This is a genomic window from Actinospongiicola halichondriae (genome assembly GCF_049103745.1).
Lineage (GTDB): Bacteria > Actinomycetota > Acidimicrobiia > Acidimicrobiales > Salinilacustritrichaceae > Salinilacustrithrix > Salinilacustrithrix halichondriae.
In genome coordinates, this window is sequence record NZ_CP171622.1 from 536,726 (window position 1) to 554,481 (window position 17,756).

The 17,756-nt window shown below is 70.8% G+C and carries 14 protein-coding genes; 9 read left to right on the forward strand and 5 right to left on the reverse strand.

Features of this window, described 5'->3' with window-relative positions; translation table 11 throughout:
• Positions 1 to 15 precede the first annotated feature (15 nt).
• From hemG to AB8619_RS02835, 3 genes are read right to left on the reverse strand one after another with little or no spacing between them, the layout of a single operon-like run.
• On the reverse strand, positions 16 to 1,374 hold the full coding sequence (gene hemG / locus AB8619_RS02825) for a protoporphyrinogen oxidase (RefSeq protein WP_436794941.1): 1,359 nt from the start codon (positions 1,372 to 1,374) through the stop codon (positions 16 to 18).
• Positions 1,371 to 2,399 (reverse strand): uroporphyrinogen decarboxylase, encoded by a 1,029-nt coding sequence (hemE, locus tag AB8619_RS02830; RefSeq protein ID WP_436794942.1) that lies wholly within the window; start codon positions 2,397 to 2,399, stop codon positions 1,371 to 1,373. The genes hemG and hemE overlap by 4 nt, the downstream gene beginning before the upstream one ends.
• A gap of 28 nt (positions 2,400 to 2,427) precedes the next feature.
• On the reverse strand, positions 2,428 to 2,691 hold the full coding sequence (locus AB8619_RS02835; RefSeq protein WP_436794943.1) for a hypothetical protein: 264 nt from the start codon (positions 2,689 to 2,691) through the stop codon (positions 2,428 to 2,430).
• A gap of 29 nt (positions 2,692 to 2,720) precedes the next feature.
• Here AB8619_RS02835 and AB8619_RS02840 point away from each other — a divergent pair, with 29 nt between their 5' ends.
• The 4 genes from AB8619_RS02840 to AB8619_RS02855 are packed head-to-tail and all read left to right on the forward strand — an operon-like array spanning position 2,721 to position 9,430.
• Complete coding sequence (locus tag AB8619_RS02840) at positions 2,721 to 4,850, forward strand: S9 family peptidase (protein WP_436794944.1); 2,130 nt, start codon at positions 2,721 to 2,723, stop codon at positions 4,848 to 4,850.
• A gap of 58 nt (positions 4,851 to 4,908) precedes the next feature.
• Positions 4,909 to 7,044: a HelD family protein gene (locus tag AB8619_RS02845; RefSeq protein ID WP_436794945.1), complete on the forward strand. Its 2,136-nt coding sequence runs from the start codon at positions 4,909 to 4,911 to the stop codon at positions 7,042 to 7,044.
• Positions 7,044 to 8,093 carry an ABC transporter ATP-binding protein gene (locus AB8619_RS02850; protein WP_436794946.1) on the forward strand — a complete coding sequence of 350 codons (1,050 nt, stop codon included), beginning with the start codon at positions 7,044 to 7,046 and terminating at the stop codon, positions 8,091 to 8,093. Before AB8619_RS02845 ends, AB8619_RS02850 begins: the two co-directional genes overlap by 1 nt.
• Positions 8,090 to 9,430, forward strand: a complete 1,341-nt coding sequence (locus tag AB8619_RS02855) for a protoporphyrinogen/coproporphyrinogen oxidase (RefSeq protein WP_436794947.1) — start codon at positions 8,090 to 8,092, stop codon at positions 9,428 to 9,430. Before AB8619_RS02850 ends, AB8619_RS02855 begins: the two co-directional genes overlap by 4 nt.
• Here the strand turns inward: AB8619_RS02855 and AB8619_RS02860 are convergent.
• A complete protein-coding gene (locus tag AB8619_RS02860; protein ID WP_436794948.1) occupies positions 9,373 to 10,221 on the reverse strand; it encodes a glycosyltransferase family 2 protein in 849 nt (282 codons plus the stop codon). The two genes, AB8619_RS02855 and AB8619_RS02860, sit on opposite strands and share 58 nt — an antisense overlap.
• 47 nt (positions 10,222 to 10,268) lie before the next feature.
• Here AB8619_RS02860 and AB8619_RS02865 point away from each other — a divergent pair, with 47 nt between their 5' ends.
• Genes AB8619_RS02865 through AB8619_RS02875 form a run of 3 tightly spaced genes read left to right on the forward strand, consistent with a single transcriptional unit; the run spans position 10,269 to position 14,297 of the window.
• A complete protein-coding gene (locus AB8619_RS02865) occupies positions 10,269 to 11,279 on the forward strand; it encodes an extracellular solute-binding protein (protein WP_436794949.1) in 1,011 nt (336 codons plus the stop codon).
• Positions 11,280 to 12,866 carry an ABC transporter permease gene (locus AB8619_RS02870; RefSeq protein ID WP_436794950.1) on the forward strand — a complete coding sequence of 529 codons (1,587 nt, stop codon included), beginning with the start codon at positions 11,280 to 11,282 and terminating at the stop codon, positions 12,864 to 12,866.
• Between the two features lie 6 nt (positions 12,867 to 12,872).
• Complete coding sequence (locus tag AB8619_RS02875; protein ID WP_436794951.1) at positions 12,873 to 14,297, forward strand: hypothetical protein; 1,425 nt, start codon at positions 12,873 to 12,875, stop codon at positions 14,295 to 14,297.
• On the opposite strand, the gene AB8619_RS02880 is transcribed toward AB8619_RS02875, so the two are convergent.
• Positions 14,202 to 14,873: a metal-dependent transcriptional regulator gene (locus tag AB8619_RS02880; protein ID WP_436794952.1), complete on the reverse strand. Its 672-nt coding sequence runs from the start codon at positions 14,871 to 14,873 to the stop codon at positions 14,202 to 14,204. The two genes, AB8619_RS02875 and AB8619_RS02880, sit on opposite strands and share 96 nt — an antisense overlap.
• Before the next feature lie 85 nt (positions 14,874 to 14,958).
• On the opposite strand from AB8619_RS02880, the gene AB8619_RS02885 reads away from it, so the two are divergent.
• Entirely contained in the window at positions 14,959 to 16,209 is a 1,251-nt protein-coding gene (locus AB8619_RS02885; RefSeq protein WP_436794953.1) for a threonine ammonia-lyase, read from the forward strand.
• Complete coding sequence (locus tag AB8619_RS02890; protein WP_436794954.1) at positions 16,206 to 17,747, forward strand: acetolactate synthase large subunit; 1,542 nt, start codon at positions 16,206 to 16,208, stop codon at positions 17,745 to 17,747. Before AB8619_RS02885 ends, AB8619_RS02890 begins: the two co-directional genes overlap by 4 nt.
• Positions 17,748 to 17,756 lie beyond the last annotated feature (9 nt).

Consider the following 17,756-nt stretch of genomic DNA (forward strand, 5'->3'; position numbering starts at 1 on the left):
GACGGCCGGATCCGGTCAGCGCTGGCGGCCCAGCAACGTCCTGGCGGCAGCGCGACCCTGCCGGATGCAGGCCGGGACGCCGATGCCGCCGAGCGAGGCGCCGGCGAGCGCGACCGGTCCGGCAGCGGCTGCCGCGCGATGGACGTCGGCGACGAGGTCGAGGTGACCGGGCCGGTACTGCGGAAAGGACCGGCGCCAGCGTCCGACCCGGCTCCCGACCGGCGAGATCTCGATCCCCATGGTCGACTGCAGCCCATCGAGCGCGACGGCGACAAGGGATGCATCGTCGTACGAACACCAGTCGGTCGGGTCGGCGTCGTGGCCGATCGAGATCCGGAACACGGCGTGGTCGCCGTCGGCCCAGTGCGCCCACTTCGACGAACCCCACGAGCACGCGGTGATCGGCACACCGGCGGTGCGGGCGACGACGAAGCCGCTGCCGTCGAGGGCATGGTCGACGGACGCGGCGTCCGCCACCACGGTGACCATCACCACCGACGCGAAGTCGACGCGGCCGAGCACGTCGGCCGCGTCCGGCACCGCGGTCTGCAACAGCGTGGCGGCGACGTCGGCGGGAGTGGCGACGATGACGCCGTCGAAGGGCTCGTCTCCGAGGTGGGCGCCGTTGTCGTCGAGTCGCAGTGCCGGCGCCGGGGTCGAGCGACGGATGTCGGCGGCGAGGCGGGCGACGAGGTGTTCGGGGAGAGCGGCCATGCCGTGGGCGGGGGTGGCGAAGACCGGATCCCCCGATGCAACCGCCCGGTTCCGGGTCTCGGCCGCCGCTCGGATCAGTGAGCCACCGGCATTCGCGCAGGCCCAGATCTGCGGTGCCACGGCAGCGGCCGACAGAAGGTCCGCCTCGCCGGCGTTGATGCCACCCAGCAGCGGCTCGACGAGGTGGTCGCAGACCTCGTCGCCGAGGCGGGACCGCACGAGGGCGCCCACCGACATGTCCTCCGTCGGAGCGCTGGCGTCGGAGGTCAGGTCGGAGCGGGCACGCTCCAGCCCTCCGTCGGAGACGAGTCCGGTGGACGCCAGGTCGTCGAGATCGGTGGGTACGCCGAGCAGGTGCGCGGCTGGGAGCGGCCGGAGCGCCCCGTGGGCGAACACGAAGGCCCGACCGATCGCCGGGTGTTCCAGTTCGTCGATGCCGATCTCGGCGCACAGTTCGAGCGCGTCAGGGACCCGGGCGAGGAATGCGTCGGCTCCCTCGTCGAGGGGGATTCCGAGTCCGGCGACGGCTGATCGCCGTAGCTTCCCGCCGACGTGGTCGGTGGCCTCGAACACGGTGACGGCGGCCCCGTGCCGTTCGAGCTCCCACGCCGCCGAGAGGCCGGCGATGCCGCCGCCGACGACGGCGACGCGAGCAGTCATCCCCGCTCGTGGACGTGGTCCACGACCTGGCGCAGGATCCCGGGATCCGATCCCGGGAGCACCCCATGGCCCAGGTTGAACACGTGCCCGGGCCGACCGGCGTTGCGGGCGAGCACGTCGTCGATCGCCTGCTCGGTGGCGTCCCAGCCGGCGAAGACGATCGCGGGGTCGAGGTTGCCCTGTACGGCCTTGCCCGGGACCCGCTCCCTCGCCGCGTCGAGCGGCACTCGCCAGTCGACTCCGACCACGTCGGCACCGGCATCGCTCATCAGCCCGAGGATCTCGCCGGTGCCCACCCCGAAGTGGATGCGGGGCACGCCGAGGTCGGCGACACCTTCGAGGACCCGGCGCGAATGGGGGAGCACGAAGCGTTCGTAGGTCGCAGGGTCGAGCGCGCCGGCCCACGAGTCGAACAGCTGCACGGCGCTGGCACCGGCCTCGACCTGGTCGCGCAGGCTGGCGAGCGCGATGTCGGCGAGGCGATCGAGCAGCTGGTGGAACAGCTCGGGCTCGGCGAACATCATCCGCTTCGTCTGCTCGTAGGTCCGGCTGGGCTTGCCCTCGATGAGGTAGCTGGCCACGGTGAACGGCGCGCCGGCGAACCCGATGAGCGGCGTGTCCCCAAGCTCTCGGACGAGCAGCTCGACGGTCTGTGCGATGTACGGCGCGTGCTCGGCCGGTTCGAACTGTGGCAACCGGTCGAGGTCGGCGGCGGTGCGGAACGGATGCTCGGCCACCGGCCCGACGCCCGCCACGATCTCGATCCCGAAACCGATCGCACGGGCCGGGACGACGATGTCGCTGTAGAAGATGGCGGCGTCGACGCCGTACCGCTTCACCGGCTGGAGCGTGAGCTCGGCGGCGAGTTCGGGCATCTCGACCGCATCGAGGATCGAGAGGTCGCCCTTGCGCTCGTTGTACTCGGGCAGCGATCGCCCTGCCTGACGCATGAACCACACCGGGACACGACTGGTGGGCTCACCTCGGCAGGTGGCGAGGAACGGATGATCGGGTGACGGCGCCATGGGACCACCGACGCTATCGGGGCCGCTGCTAGCGGCCCTCGTCCTGGCCGGCCTCGATCAGAGCGTCGCGTAGCGCGAGACGCAGCCGACGGGCGACGGTGGGGGACAGGTGGGCGATCAGTCCCGCTCCGGGGTTGCCCACCTCCTCGACCGTCAGCACCACGCGGGGTTCGGCGTCGTCGTAGTCGTCCGAGATCGCCACCCCCCACGACACCCGTTGGATGTCGAGTTCGTCGGCATCGGGAGGCAGGTCGTCCTCGGAGAAGGGATAGTCGTCGATCGAGCGTCGCACTCGGCCAGCATGTCGCGTAGCGTCGAACGATGCCCGCAACCCCGGACCAACCGGCACCTCCACGCGCCGAGCGTCGCCCCGTCACACGCGAACGCCACGGCCGGACTGCGGTCGACGAGTACGGGTGGCTGTGTGACGTCACCCGCACCGATGCCGACGTGATCGCCCATCTGGAGGCCGAGAACACCTACGTCGACGAGGTCCTCGGTCACACCACCGACCTGCAGGCCACCTTGTTCGAGGAGATCAAGGGGCGGGTGCAGGAGACCGACCTGTCGGTGCCGAGCCACCAGCGGGGCCGCTGGTACTACGCCCGGACGATCGAAGGTCAGCAGTACCCGGTGTACTGCCGTGTCGAGGCCGAGCCGGGGGTGACCGATCCTCCCGACCCCGACGACGTCGGCGTGGCCGCCCGCGAACAGGTGATGCTCGACGCCAATGCCGAGGCCGGCGACGGCGACTACTTCGCCCTCGGCGTGCTCGACCTCTGCGAGTCGACCCAGGTCCTCGCCTGGGCCGCCGACCGCAACGGTTCCGAGCAGTACGAACTGCGTTTCCGGGACCTGACCACCGGCGCCGATCTCGGCGACGTCGTCGAAGGCGTCTACTACGGGTCGGCGTGGTCGGTCGACGGTCGCCACTTCTTCTACACACGACCCGACGACGCCATGCGCCCGCACGAGATCTGGCGTCACGAGTTGGGGACGCCGTCCGCCGACGACGTGCTCGTGCACCGTGAGGACGACGAACGGTTCTTCTGCTCGATCAGCACCACCAAGGACCGGGACTTCGTCCTGCTCGAGATGGGGTCGAAGATCACCAGCGAGATCCGGGTCTGCCCCGCCGACGACGTCGATGCCGGGTTCACGGTGCTCGTGCCGCGGCGGCAGGGAGTCGAGGCGTCGGTCGAACACGCCGCAGGTGCCTTCTTCGTGCTGACCAACGACGGTGCGCTGGACTTCCGCATCGCCACGGTGGCCGATGACGAAGTCGGTTCGGACCCCGACTCGTGGGTCGACGCCGTGCCCCACACCCCGGGCGTTCGCATCGAGGACGTCGACGTGCTCCGCGACCACCTGCTGGTCGCCGAGCGCATCGACGCGACCACGCGACTCCGTGTGCGGCGGCTCTCGACCGGCGACGAGTTCCTCGTCGACCAACCCGAGGAGGTGTCGACGGTCCACGCCGGCGCCAACGACGACATGGACTGGTCGCAGCTCCGGTTCACCTACACCTCGCTGGTCACGCCGTCGACGGTGATCGACCTCGACCTCGACGGGGAACTCGGTGCTCCGGGCACGCGCCACGTCCGGAAGGTGCAACCGGTGCTGGGCGGCTACGACCCGGCCGACTACGTGTCCCGACGACTGTGGGCGACCGCCGACGACGGTGTCCGCGTGCCGGTCAGCATCGTGCATCGCCGCGACCGCGAGGCGCCGGGGCCGGTCCTGCTCTACGGCTACGGGTCGTACGAGATCTCGATCGACCCGTCGTTCTCCTCCGCCCGGCTCTCGCTGCTCGACCGGGGCTGGGCGTTCGCCATCGCCCACGTCCGCGGTGGCGGCGAGATGGGGCGCCGGTGGTACGAGGACGGCAAGTTCTCGGCCAAGACCAACACGTTCGACGACCTCATCGCTGCCGGGCGGGCCCTGATCGACGACGGTCTGGCCACACCGGACGGCATCGCCATCCGTGGCGGTTCCGCCGGCGGGCTGCTCGTCGGCGCGGCGCTGAACCGATCGCCGGACCTGTGGGCGGCCGTCGTCGCCGAGGTCCCCTTCGTCGACGCCCTCAACACCATCCTCGATCCGTCGCTGCCGCTCACCGTCATCGAGTGGGAGGAGTGGGGCAATCCGGTCGAGTCACCCGAGATCTTCGACGTGATGGCCGGCTACACGCCCTACGAGAACATCCCGGCGGTGCCGCTGCCGCCGGTGTTGGCCACGGGCGGCCTCCACGACCCCCGGGTCGGCTACTGGGAGCCGGCCAAGTGGGTGGCTCGGCTGCGCGACGAGACCGCGGGGATCGACGGTGCCGGGCCGTTCCTGTGCAAGACCGAGATGGGTGCTGGGCACGGCGGGCCGTCCGGGCGGTACGACGCCTGGAAGGACGAGGCATTGGTGTTCGCCTTCCTGTTGGACAGCGTCCGGCCCGGGTAGGCTGTTCGATCCCTCGATTCGCTGAATTTCCCGTGTTCCATCGGAAGGTGCCACGTCGTTGACGTCACATCCCGAACTGGCTTCGGAGCAGGCCTACGTCGATCACGCCCACGAGTGCCTCGACGCGGCCCGAGACCGAGCTCGCTCGCTCCGTTCGATGGTCGAGGTGGGCAAGGGCGGGACCGAACAGGCCCGCTGGGAACGCGAGATGATCGAGGGAAACATCGCCAATCGGCTGACCCAGCTCAACCTCGGTGACCACTCGTTGGTGTTCGGTCGCATCGACACCGACGCCGAGCACGAGCACGACACGTACTACATCGGCCGGATGAGCGTGTCCGACGACCACCAGGAGCCGGTCGTCGTCGACTGGCGGGCGCCGGTGGCCGAGGCCTTCTACCGGGCGACGGGCCCGAATCCGATGGGACTCGCACGCCGCCGGCACTTCACCTCGCGTGGCCGGACGCTCCTCAACCTCGAGGACGAGCTCTTCGGCGATGCCGTGCACGGCGAGGACGGGGGGATCACCCTCGTCGACGACGACCGCATCCAGGGTCACGGGGCCCTGATCAATGCCCTCGAGACGAACCGTGCCGGCAAGCTCGGCGACATCGTCGGGACGATCCAGGGCGAGCAGGACGAGATCATCCGCTCGCCGCTCTCGGGTCTCCTCGTCGTCCAGGGCGGGCCGGGCACGGGCAAGACGGTGGTGGCGCTCCACCGCGCCGCCTACCTCCTCTACACCCACCGCTTCCCGCTCGACGGCCAGGGCGTCCTGGTCATCGGCCCGAACCGCCTGTTCCTCGGCTACATCGACCAGGTGCTGCCCTCGCTCGGCGAGGCCGGCGTCGAACTGGCGGTCCTCGACGACCTCGTCGATCGTGAGGTCATCCGCGACACCGACCGAGCGCCCGTCGCTCGCGTCAAGGGCGACAGCCGGATGGCACACGTCATCCGCAAGGCCGTGGCCGACCGGCAGCGCCCGTTGCGCTCCGACGTCCGGGTCGGCATGGGCGCCCAGACCCTCGTGCTCTCGGTCGAGGCCAGCGCCGCCATCGTCCGCGACGCCCACCGTCGCTACCGCCTGCACAACAGCGCCCGGAAGTTCGTCGAGCAGCAGGTCTTCGAGGCGTTGGCCGACTCGGCCCGCAACCCTGTCAGCGCCGACGACGTCCGCGACCAACTGCGTCGCTCGCCGGCCGTCGTCGAGGCACTCGAATGGATGTGGCCGCTCCTCACGCCCGGGCAACTCCTGCACGACCTGTTCGGATCCCGTGCCCTGGTCGAACTGGCCGGGCGGAAGTGGCTGGACGCAGAGGAGTTGGCGCTGCTCCACCGTCCGCGCACGCCGCTGGGCGAGACGGTGGTGTTCAGTCGCAACGACGTCCCACTCCTCGACGAGGCTCGCGAGTTGCTCGGCCCCCGCAAGAAGCGACGTGGGGTGGACGAGAGCATCCGGACGTACGGCCACATCGTGGTCGACGAGGTCCAGGACCTCTCGCCCATGCAGCTGCGCATGGTCTCGCGTCGTTCGCTCAACGGGTCGCTCACGATCGTCGGCGACATCGCACAGGCCACCGGCGCGTGGGCGCACGAGAACTGGGACGAGATCATCAGCCATCTCCCGACCCGGCGTGGCGTCCAACGTCGCGAACTCACCGTCGGATACCGGATCCCGGCACGGAACATGGAGCTCGCCGCTCGGGTCCTCCGGGTCGCAGCGCCGCAGCTGTCGCCCCCACGCTCGGTGCGCGAGGGCGGCGACGACCCGCTGATCGAACGAGCGCCCCTCGGGGCACTCGCCGCCCGCGTCGCCGAGGTCGCCCGCTCGGAACGCGATCTCATCGAGCCGGGGTCCCTCGCGGTGATCGTTCCGGCGACGATGCTCGACGCCGTGTCCGTCGCGCTCGATGCTGCTGGAGTCCCGCACGGCAAGGCGACGCGACAAGGGCTCAACGAACCGGTCACCGTGGTGCCCGTGAGCATGGTCAAGGGCCTCGAGCTCGACTCGTCGGTCGTGGTCGAGCCGGCGGCGATCGTGGACGAGGAGGCGCAGGGCCTCCGGGCGCTCTACGTCGCGCTCACGCGGTCGACCAAGCGACTCGCCGTGGTCCACGAGCGCCCGCTGCCCGACTTCTTCGACGAGCCCGTGCGCCTCGACCAGTTGTCCCTCGACATCGATCGGGCCGTCTGATGGTCGGAACCGGCGAGGGCATCGACGTCCACGACCTCTCGGTCAGCTTCGACGGCACCGAGGTGCTGCACGGGGTCGACCTCGAGGTGACGGCCGGTCAGGTCACCGCGCTGCTCGGCCCGTCGGGCTGTGGCAAGACGACGCTCCTGCGATCGATCGCCGGCCTCGAGATCCCCGACGCCGGCACGATCGTGATCGGCGGGCGCGCCGTCACCGGGCCGGGAACGCAGGTCGCCGCCGAGAAGCGCCGAGTCGGGATGGTGTTCCAGGACTGGGCGCTGTTCCCGCACCTCTCGGTGGGCGGCAACGTGGCCTTCGGCCTGCCCCGGGCCGAGCGCAAGGGCCCCAAGGTCGAGGCTGCGCTCGAGATGGTCGGCCTCGGCGGCTTCGCCGACCGTGCTCCCGGGACGCTCTCCGGCGGGCAACAGCAGCGGGTGGCCCTCGCCCGAGCGCTGGCGCCCGAGCCATCGGCCCTCCTGCTCGACGAGCCGTTCTCGAACCTCGACACCGCGCTGCGCTCGAAGGTCCGGACCGAGGTCCACGAACTGCTGCACCGGGTGGGCATCACCACGGTGTTCGTCACCCACGACCAGGACGAGGCGTTCGTGCTCGGCGACGACGTCGCCGTCATGTCCGACGGCGTGATCGTCCAGCAGGCGCCACCGCACCGGATCTACAGCGAGCCCGCCGACGCCTGGGTCGCCCGGTTCGTCGGCGACGCCAACCTCGTCCCCGGGACGATGACCGGGGCGTTCGCCGACACCGCCGTGGGCCGGGTGCCGGTGCGCTCCGCGGTGACCGGAGCGGTCGATGTGTTGCTCCGCCCCGAGGATCTCCGGATCCTGTCGGCCCAGCAACAGGCCGAGGGCGCGTGTGACGCGGTCGTCGAACTGGCGGAGTACTACGGCCACGACACCGTGTACGTCGTGGCGCTCGCCGACGGGACCCAGGTCCGGATCCGCGAGGTGTCGGTTCCCCGCTTCGACCGGGGCGACACCGCCAACGTGGTCGCCATCGGGTCTCCCGCCGTCGCATTCGTGCGCCCGTGATCGCCGTCGTCGGCGCGGGTCCTGCCGGCCTCGCGTTGGCCTGGCGTCTCACCCGAGCCGGCCACGAGGTCGTGGTGCTCGAGGCCGGCGACCGCGTTGGGGGCATGGCCGGTTCGAGGACGATCTCCGGCCAGCGCGTCGACCTCGGGAGCCATCGTCTCCACCCGGTGATGACGCCGGAGACGCGAGCGGCGATCGACGAACTGGTCGAGGTGCAGGAGCGACCCCGCAACGGTCGTATCCGACTCGGCGGCCGCTGGCTCCCGTTTCCCCTCACGCCGGTCGGGCTCCTCCGGGGCCTGCCGGCCGGCGTCGCCGCGAAGGCGGGCCTCGACGCCGTGACCGGGCCGGCGCGGTCGCCGAACGCCGACTCGTACGCCGAGGTCGTCCGGGCCGGCCTGGGCCCGACCGTGTGGCGGGAGTTCCACGAGCCCTATGCCTGGAAGCTGTGGGACACCGACCCCAGCGAACTCTCGGGCGAGCTCGCCCGGCGCCGGGTCTCCGCGTCGTCGCCTGCCGACATCGCCCGCCGCCTGGTGCGTGGCGTCCGGAGCACCCCGACGTTCCTCTATCCGCGGCGGGGGTTCGGCGCGATCAGCGAGGCGATGGCCGAACTCGTGCCGGACGTGCGACTCCAGACGAAGGTCACGGGGCTGATCGAGCACGACGACCGGGTCATCGTGGGCCTGGCCGACGGACGGATCGTCACCGCCTCGCACGTCTTCTCGACGCTGTCGGCCGGTCTCACGGCGTCGTGGCTCGGCCTGATCGACGCCGAGCGGGTGGCGATGCCGGTGCGGGCGATGGTGCTCGTGTACCTCACCGTCGCCGGCCGGCCCTACACGCCGTTCGACGCCCACTACCTCCCGGAGCGGACCGTCCTCGCCACTCGGATCTCCGAGCCGGCGAACTACCGGACGAGTGCGACCGACCCGACCGACCGCACCGTGCTCTGCGCCGAGATCCCGTGCTGGCGCGACGACGGCGTGTGGCGGGCGAGTGCCGCCGATCTCGGGCTCCGCGTGGCCGACGACCTCGTCCGCAGCGGACTTCCCGACCCGGTGGTGCAGTCGGTCGACGTCGTCCGCCTGCCCTCGGTCTATCCGGTCATGACCCCGGCTGCGCTCGCCGCGCTCGATCGGGCAGAGCAGGCGTTGGCGTCGTCACGTCGGGTCACCGTCCTCGGACGGCAGGGCCTCTTCACGCCGGACAACACCCATCACGTGCTCGAGATGGGTTTCGCCGCCGCCGACTGCGTCGCCGCCGACGGCAGCTTCGATCACGCCGCCTGGCGAGCCGCCCGCGATCGCTTCCGCGACTTCGTCGTCGAGGACTGACCAATCGTTCTGGGTGCGCGATCGGGACGCAGGATGGCAGAACGTGCACCCAGAACCGGATCGTGGTGGGTGCGCCAGACCGCGTAGGCGGTGGGGACGACGCGGCGTAGGTAGGTCGGGAGGCGGACGAACGACCGGCCGATCTCGCGGTGGGCGTAGTCGATCGGGACCTCGAGGTAGCGGAAGCCCCGGCCCAGCAGGTCGAGCGTCAGCACCTGGGCGTAGTTGTAGTCGTGCGCGATGTCGACGGCGGCGGCCGCCGAACCCGAGAGCGCCCGGTAGCCCGACTGGCCGTCCGTGAGGGGCACGTCGCGCTGGTCTCGGGTGGCTGCCCGAACGAGCATCGTGAGGAGACGGTTGCCGAAGTGCCGGTGCGGCTTCATGCGTCGAGCGCCACCGAGGAAGCGTGAGCCGACGACGTAGTCGGCCCGGCCGTCGAGGATCGGAGCGACGAGGTCGTGGAGTGCGGCGGTGTCGTACTCGAGGTCGGCATCGCAGAACGCGACCGCGGCGGCGCCGATGGTCGCTGCGTGACCGAGTCCCAGACGCACGGCGGCCCCGAGCCCGAGGCCGTCGGTGCGGATCACCGTGGCGCCGGCCGCACGAGCGAGGTCGCCGGTGCCGTCGGTCGAGCCGTCGTCGACGACGAGGAGTTCGACCGGGAACGCGGCCCCGTCGACCTCGACCGACGAGGGTGCGGCGGCGAGCACGTCGGCCACGGTCGCCGACTCGTTCCGTGCCGGGAGGAAGAGCAGGATCGGGGGGTGGACGTCGAGGCTCGCAGTCGGCATTAGGCAGACTTTACACACGACCGACAGCACCAATAGCATCCCCCGCCATGCGTGCACGCCATCTCTTCCTCGCGGTCATCCCGCTGCTGGCGCTGGGGCTCCTGGCTCCCGCGTGCTCGACCGACAGTGACCGTCTGACCGTCTACAGCGGTCGCACCAAGGACCTCATCAGCCCGCTCCTCGACCAGTTCAGCGACGAGACCGGCATCAAGATCGACGTCCGCTACGGCGATTCGGCCGACCTCGCGTTGCTGGTCGACACCGAGGGTGACAACACCGACGTCGACGTGTTCATCTCCCAGAGCCCGGGCGCGGTCGGCTTCCTCGATGCCCAGAAGCGTCTCGCCCAACTCGACGAGGCGGAGCTCGATCTGGTCGACGAGCAGTTCCGATCGGGGTCGGGAGACTGGGTCGGCTTGTCCGGTCGGGTGCGGGTCCTCGTCTACAACACCGACCTCGTCGACGAGGCGGAACTGCCCGATTCGGTGCTCGACCTGACCGACGAGCAGTTCCGTGGCCGAGTCGCCGTGGCCCCCACCAACGGCTCGTTCCAGGACTTCGTCACGGCCATGCGGGTCGAGCTGGGCGAGGACGTCGCCTCCGACTGGCTCGACGGCATGGCGGCCAACGACGCGAAGGCGTACTCGAACAACACCGCGATCGTCGAGGCCGTGACCCGCGGCGAGATCGAGATGGGCCTCGTGAACCACTACTACCTGGCACGGGCGCTGGCCGAGGACCCCAGCCTCCCCGGCGCGAACCACTTCTTCGTCGAAGGCGATCTCGGATCGCTGCTCATCTCGACGGCGGCGTCGATCATCGAGGGCACAGATCAGCGTGACGACGCCCGAGCCCTCGTCGACTTCCTGCTGTCGAAGGCCGCGCAGGAGTTCTTCAGCCAGGAGACCTTCGAGTACCCCCTCGCCCGAGGGGTCGCACCCAGCGACGCACTCCCGCCGCTCGACAGCATCCCGACCACGTCGATCGACCTCGACGAGCTCGGCGGCGGTCTCGCCCGCACGGCGGAGATCATCCAGGACAGCGGTCTGGACGGCTGAGTGGTCGCGGTCGGGCGCGCTCGGGCGCCGTGGGGTCTGAGCCTCTCGTCGGCTGCCGTCGGACTGGTGTTCGCGGCGCCGCTGGCGTATCTGATCTCCCGCGTCGTCGTCGGCGACGTCGACATGGGAAGCGTCGTGGCCGACCCGGTCACGCGCGAGGCCCTCTGGAACACCATCGTCCTCGCCGCGCTCGTGGCGGTGTCGGCGGCCGTGGTCGGGACCGGGCTGGCGTGGGTGGTGGCCCGATCCGACATCCCGGGCCGTCGGATCTTCGCCGTGTTGGTGCCGCTGCCGCTCGTGTTCCCCTCGTTCGTGGGTGCGTTGGCGCTCAAGGCCTCGGTCGCTCCGGGTGGCCTCCTCGAGTCGGTCCTCGGCCCGATCGGGGTCGATCGACTCCCGCAGGTCGACGGCCTGGTCGGGTCGTGGCTCGTGCTCACGCTCTTCACGTATCCCTACGTCCAACTCCCGGTCGCCGCCCGACTGCGGGCGCTGAGTCCGTCGGTGGAGGAGTCGGCCCGCATCCTCGGCCGTCGCCCGCTGGCGGTCTTCTTCCAGGTCGTCCTGCCCCAGGCCCGCACCGCCATCACCGCCGGCACGTTGCTGGTCTTCCTCTACGCCGTGTCGGACTTCGGCGCCGTCGACCTCCTCGGCTACCCGGCGCTGACCCGCGTGATCTACGCCAACCGCGTCCTGCGCCGTGACCTGGCCATGGCGCTCGGTCTCGTCCTCGCCCTGCTCGCCCTCGCCGTGACCATCTCGGAACGGCGGGTCGGTCGACGTGGCGTGGCCGCTCCCGCGGTGCGCACGAAGCGGTCGCTCACCGTGCCACTCGGCGCGTGGCGCTGGCCGACGTTCGCGCTGGTCACGTTCTTCCTCCTGAACGCGCTGGCGGCCCCGATCGCATCGCTCGTCCACTGGACCCGCCGGGGACTGTCGTCGGGCTCGCTCGACCTCGCCGAAGCCGACCTGTGGACGCCGATCCTCAACACCGCAGGCATCGGGTTGGTCACCGCGCTCGTCGCCGTGGTGGTGGTCCTGCCCGTCGCCTTCCTCGGAGCCCGTTACCGCGGTCGCGTCGCCGGGCCTGCGCAGACGATGGTCGTCGCCGGCTTCGCGCTTCCCGGGATCGTCATCGCGCTCTCGATGGTCTTCCTCTCGCTCAACACGCCGGTGCTCGACGGCCTCTACCAGACGTTCCCGCTCCTCGTGATCGCCTACGTCGTCCACTTCGGTGCGCAGTCGGTCCGTGCCGCGGGCATCGCCGTCGGATCGGTTCCCGGCCGACTCGACGACGCCGCCAGGATGCTGGGTGCCGACCGCTGGCGGCGGCTGGTGCGGATCGACCTGCCGCTGATGGCACCGGGCCTCGCCGCCGGCGCGGGGCTGGTGCTGCTGTCGACGATGAAGGAACTCCCGGCGACGTTGCTGCTCGCACCCACGGGGTTCGAGACGCTGGCGACCCGCATCTGGGCGTCGACCGAGGCCAACGCCCTGGCCGAGGCCGGGCTCACGGCGCTGGCGCTGCTCGCTGTGTCGGGTGCGCTCACGTGGGCGCTGGTGGTGCGGCGCGCCGACCTGTTGGACTGACCGCCGGTGAACGTCGGACCGCGCCGTCGCGTCCTGCTCCTGGTCTTCGTCGTGACCGCGGGGTGGGCGTTGCTCGGAGCGGGAGCGCACGCGACCCGCGACGACCGGCTCACCGCCGACGAACCGCAGTACGTGCTGAGCGCGATCAGCCTGATCGAGGACGGCGACCTCGACATCGCCGACGAGTTGGCCGACGAGCGATGGCGGGCGTTCCACGCAGCGAGCCTCCCGCGCCAGACCGAACCACGGCCCGACGGCTCGGAGCTCAGTCCCCACGATCCGTTGCTCCCGCTGCTGCTGGCACCGGGGGTCGGATCGTTCGGCTGGGTCGGTGCGCGGCTCACGATGGCGTTGGTCGTGGGCGCCCTCGGATCCGTGCTGGTCTGGACGGCCGTCGCCCGGCTGGGCGTGCGCCCGCGGACCGCGGTGCTGGTGACGTCGGCCTTCTGCATGAGCCCGCCGATCACGTCGTACGGGAGCCAGATCTACCCCGAGTCGGTGGCCGCACTCGCGGTCGCCGTTGCCGCGGCATCGTTGCTGGGACCGAGGTCGCGGGCTCGGACTGCCGTGTGGCTGCTCGCGGTGGTGGCCCTGCCATGGCTGGGTGTGAAGTACGCCGGGGTGGCGCTCGTCCTCGGGATCGTCGGTCTGTGGCGTGACCGCCACCTGGCGCCGGCGGTTCTCGGCGCTGCGGGCGTGGCCGGTGCGTCGTACCTGGCGTTCCATCAGGCGGTCTACGGCGGATGGACCGTCTACGCGGCGGGCGACCACTTCGTCGGTGGCGAGTTCACCGTGGTCGGCGACGACCCCGATCACCTGGCGCGGACGGTCCGCCTCCTCGGGCTGCTGGTCGACCGGGACTTCGGGTTGGTGGCATGGGCGCCGGCATTCCTCCTGGCGGTCCCTGCGGTCGCATGGACCGCCCGGCGTGCCGATGCCGCGCGCGTCGTCCTGCTCGCACCGCTCGCCGCCGGCTATGCGACTGCGACCTGGGTGGCGCTCACCATGCACGGCTGGTGGTGGCCCGGCCGTCAGACGGTGGTGGTGCTCCCGCTCGCGGTGTTGGCCGTCGCTCGGTTCGTCGACGGTCGCCGTCGGCTCGTCAACGCGGTCGTCGCCGCTGGTGCGCTCGGCGCGCTCTCATGGCTGTGGTTGACCGTCGAGACGACCCACGGTTCGCTCACGTTGATCGTCGACTTCTTCGACACGACCAACCCCTGGATGCGGGTGTGGCGCTCGGTGCTCCCCGACGAGCGTGCCGACGGTACGGCGACGGTGATCGGAAACGTCGTGTGGGCGGCGATCCTGGCGGCCGGTGGGCTCTGGGGATGGCGGTCAGCGGGAGCGGACGAGGATGCGTTCGCTGGCGAAGGCCCCGATGCCGATGGCGTTGCCGTCGATCTCGATGGTGGTCGTGCCGTCGGGCGATGACGCCTTGACCGACCCGGTGGTGCCGGGGAGGACCGACGCGCTCTCGAGGAACTCGAGGAGTCCCGGCGTGAACTCGAGCTCCTCCGGGATGCGGCTGACGGTGAACGACGAGCCGACGTCGACGCCCGACAGCGGGACGGTCAGCGGCGCGTCGTAGTCGGAACCCGGGATGGGGTTGCCGTGCGGACAGGTGGTGGGCGAACCGAGATGGCGGTCGATGGCCTGCTCGACGTTGTCGGAGATGACGTGCTCCCACTTGCCGGCCTCCTGATGCGCCTCGGCCCACGACAGGCCGAGGATGTCGGTCAGGAACCGTTCGGCCAGGCGGTGACGGCGCACGACGCGCTCGGCCAACTTCTTCCCGTCGGCGGTCAGCAGGATGCGGCTGCCGTCGGCGTCGACGAGGCCTTCGCCGTCGAGACGTCGGATCATCTCCGACACCGCAGGACGGCTCACCTCGAGGCGTTCGGCGATGCGCGCCTGGATCACCGAGATGTCGTCTTCCGCGAGCTCCCAGATGGCTTCGCAGTACTCCTCGAAGGCCGGATGCCACTCGGGCGTCTCGTAGGTGCTCATCCCGCCATCCTACGGGTGATGCGGCGATCCCGGTTCTGGTGATCCCGTGCCGCGTGCGGCAGTCGTCCCGTGTCAGCATGCGCCCGTGCAGCATTCGAGGCTTCCCGTCACGCTCGACGACGTCCGGTCTGCCGCCGCGGCCATCCGCGGGTCGGTCCTGCGCACGCCGACCACCCGGTCGCACACCCTGTCGGCCATCACCGGCGCCGACGTCTGGGTGAAGTTCGAGAACTTCCAGTACACGGCGTCGTTCAAGGAACGAGGCGCCCGCAACCGCCTGTTGGCGCTCGACGAGGACGAACGTCGACGTGGCGTCGTGGCCATGTCGGCCGGCAACCATGCGCAGGCCGTGGCCCACCACGCGACGTTGCTGTCGATCCCGTCGACGATCGTGATGCCCGAGGCGACGCCGGCGACGAAGATCAGCCGCACCGAGGACAACGGGGCGACGGTCGTGGTCGAGGGCGAGTCGCTGGACGAGGCCGCAGAGGTGGCGCACCGGATCGCTGCCGAGCAGGGGGCCACGTTCGTGGCGCCCTACGACGATCCGTTGATCATCGCCGGGCAGGGAACGTGCGCGTTGGAGATGATCGAGGACACCCCCGGTCTCGACGCCATCGTGGTGCCGGTCGGTGGCGGCGGCCTCTTCGCCGGGAGTTGTGTGGCGGTCCGCGGTGTCGCCCCGAGCGTCGAGCTCATCGGTGTGCAGTCCGAGCTCTATCCCGCGATGATCGCCGCGACCAACCGCCAGACCACGGAGCCACCGGCGGGTTGGGGGCCGACGATCGCCGAGGGGATCGCGGTGAAGACCCCCGGCATCTTGACCACCGAGATCATCGGTTCGTTGGCGGACGACATCGTCGCGGTCCCCGAGCGGGCGATCGAGGAGGCGGTGGTCTGGTATCTCGAGGTCGAGAAGGTCGTCACCGAGGGTGCAGGCGCGGCGTCGCTCGCTGCGCTGCTCGCCGATCCCGATCGATACGCAGGACGGTCGATCGGCGTGGTGCTGTCGGGCGCGAACATCGACCTCCGGCTTCTCTCGTCCGTCATCATGCGTGGCCTCGCCCGCACCGGTCGCCTCAGCCGGTTGGTCATCGACGTTCCCGACACCCCCGGGGCGTTGGGAGCACTCACCGCAGCGGTCGGGCGGGCCGGCGGCAACATCGTCGACCTGACCCATCACCGCGAGTTCGGTGTCCACTCGGCGCGGGTCACCGAGATCGAACTCCTGGTCGAGACCCGCGATCTGGAGAGTGCGGCCCGCATGCGAACGCAACTCACCGACCTCGGCTACGTGGTCGACGACGACCCCCGACGCATGGAGCAGGACCGATGAACGGTGCAGAACTCGCCCTCCGTACTGCGGTCGGAGCGGGCGTCGACGTCTGCTTCGCCAACCCGGGTACGACCGAGATGGAGTTGGTTGCCGCCGTCGACCGGGTGCCGTCGATGCGTGCCGTCCTCGGGCTCTTCGAAGGAGTCGTGACCGGCGCCGCCGACGGCTACGGACGTGTCACCGGTCGACCCGCGCTGACGGTCCTCCATCTGGGTCCCGGCTTCGCCAACGGCATCGCCAACCTCCACAACGCTCGTCGAGCGCACACACCCGTGGTCAACCTCGTCGGTGATCACGCCAGCTGGCATCTCGGCGTCGATGCACCGCTGACCAGCGACATCGAGTCGCTGGCCCGTCCGGTGTCCCGCCACGTGGCCAGGGTCTCCTCGGGAGCACACGCCGGCACGGCAATGCGCGAGGCGATCGGCGCAGCGATGGGTCCGCCGTCGGGGGTGTCGACGCTGATCTTCCCGCAGGACGCAGCCTGGGGTCAGGCGAAGGTGCACGACGTGTCCGAGGGGAGTTCGACCTCGGTCACGATCGACGCCGACGCGATCAGCCTCGCTGCCGCCGGCCTCCGCAGCGGCGTGAAGGCCGGGTTGTTGCTCGGGGGCGTCGTCCGGCGGGCCGAACTCGAGGCCGCCGCCGCCGTCCAGGCCGCGACCGGGTGCAGCGTGTGGATCGACACCTTCCCCGCCGTCCTCGAACAGGGGGCGGGCATCCCGCACTTCGACCCCATCCCGTACTTCCCCGAGCAGGCCCTCGAGGTGTTGGCGTCGGTCCAGACGCTGGTCGTCGCCGGAACCCGGGCTCCGGTCGCCTTCTTCGGCTACCAGCGGCTCGGCATCAGCGAACTCCTCCCCGCCGACGCCAGCGTGGTGTCGATCGCTCCGCCGGGTGTGCGGGGGAGCGAAGGGCTCGAGGCGCTGGTGGCGGCGGTGGCTGCTGCCCGCGCGAAGTCCGCGCCCCACGACGGGTCTCCGACGGTGCCGACCGGCGACCTCGACATGATGACGATGGGAGCGATGGTTGCCGCCCTCCAGCCCGAGGGTGCGATCGTCGTGAACGAGTCGGCCACCTCCGGGCTCGGCTGGGCCATCGCCTCTGCCGGGGCCGCTCCCCACGAGGCGTTCTCGCTCACCGGTGGCGCGATCGGGCAGGGGCTGCCGTGCGCTGTCGGGGCTGCGGTCGCGGCACCCGACCGGAAGGTCATCACCCTCCAGGCCGACGGCTCGGGCATGTACACCCTCCAGTCGCTGTGGACCATGGCGCGCGAGTCGCTCGACGTCACGGTCGTGGTGTGCGCGAACCGCGCCTACCGGATCCTCCAGATGGAGCTCCACCGCACGGGACACGACGACGCCGGCCCGCAGGCACGCTCGCTCACCGACCTCTCGGACCCGGCGCCCGACTGGGTGTCGCTGGCCAAGGGATTCGGCGTCGAGGGCATGCAGGCCACCACGCTCGACGAGCTGCGGGCCGGCCTCGAACGGGGTCTGTCGACCGAGGGCCCGTACCTGGTCGAAGCAATCCTCTGATCGACGACG

Coding starts and splice junctions, on each gene's coding strand:
- AB8619_RS02880 (WP_436794952.1), bottom strand. CDS start 14,873: ATGAGCACCTACGAGACGCCCGAGTGGCATCCGGCCTTCGAGGAGTAC.
- AB8619_RS02850 (WP_436794946.1), top strand. CDS start 7,044: ATGGTCGGAACCGGCGAGGGCATCGACGTCCACGACCTCTCGGTCAGC.
- AB8619_RS02860 (WP_436794948.1), bottom strand. CDS start 10,221: ATGCCGACTGCGAGCCTCGACGTCCACCCCCCGATCCTGCTCTTCCTC.
- AB8619_RS02890 (WP_436794954.1), top strand. CDS start 16,206: ATGAACGGTGCAGAACTCGCCCTCCGTACTGCGGTCGGAGCGGGCGTC.
- AB8619_RS02840 (WP_436794944.1), top strand. CDS start 2,721: ATGCCCGCAACCCCGGACCAACCGGCACCTCCACGCGCCGAGCGTCGC.
- hemG (WP_436794941.1), bottom strand. CDS start 1,374: ATGACTGCTCGCGTCGCCGTCGTCGGCGGCGGCATCGCCGGCCTCTCG.
- AB8619_RS02865 (WP_436794949.1), top strand. CDS start 10,269: ATGCGTGCACGCCATCTCTTCCTCGCGGTCATCCCGCTGCTGGCGCTG.
- hemE (WP_436794942.1), bottom strand. CDS start 2,399: ATGGCGCCGTCACCCGATCATCCGTTCCTCGCCACCTGCCGAGGTGAG.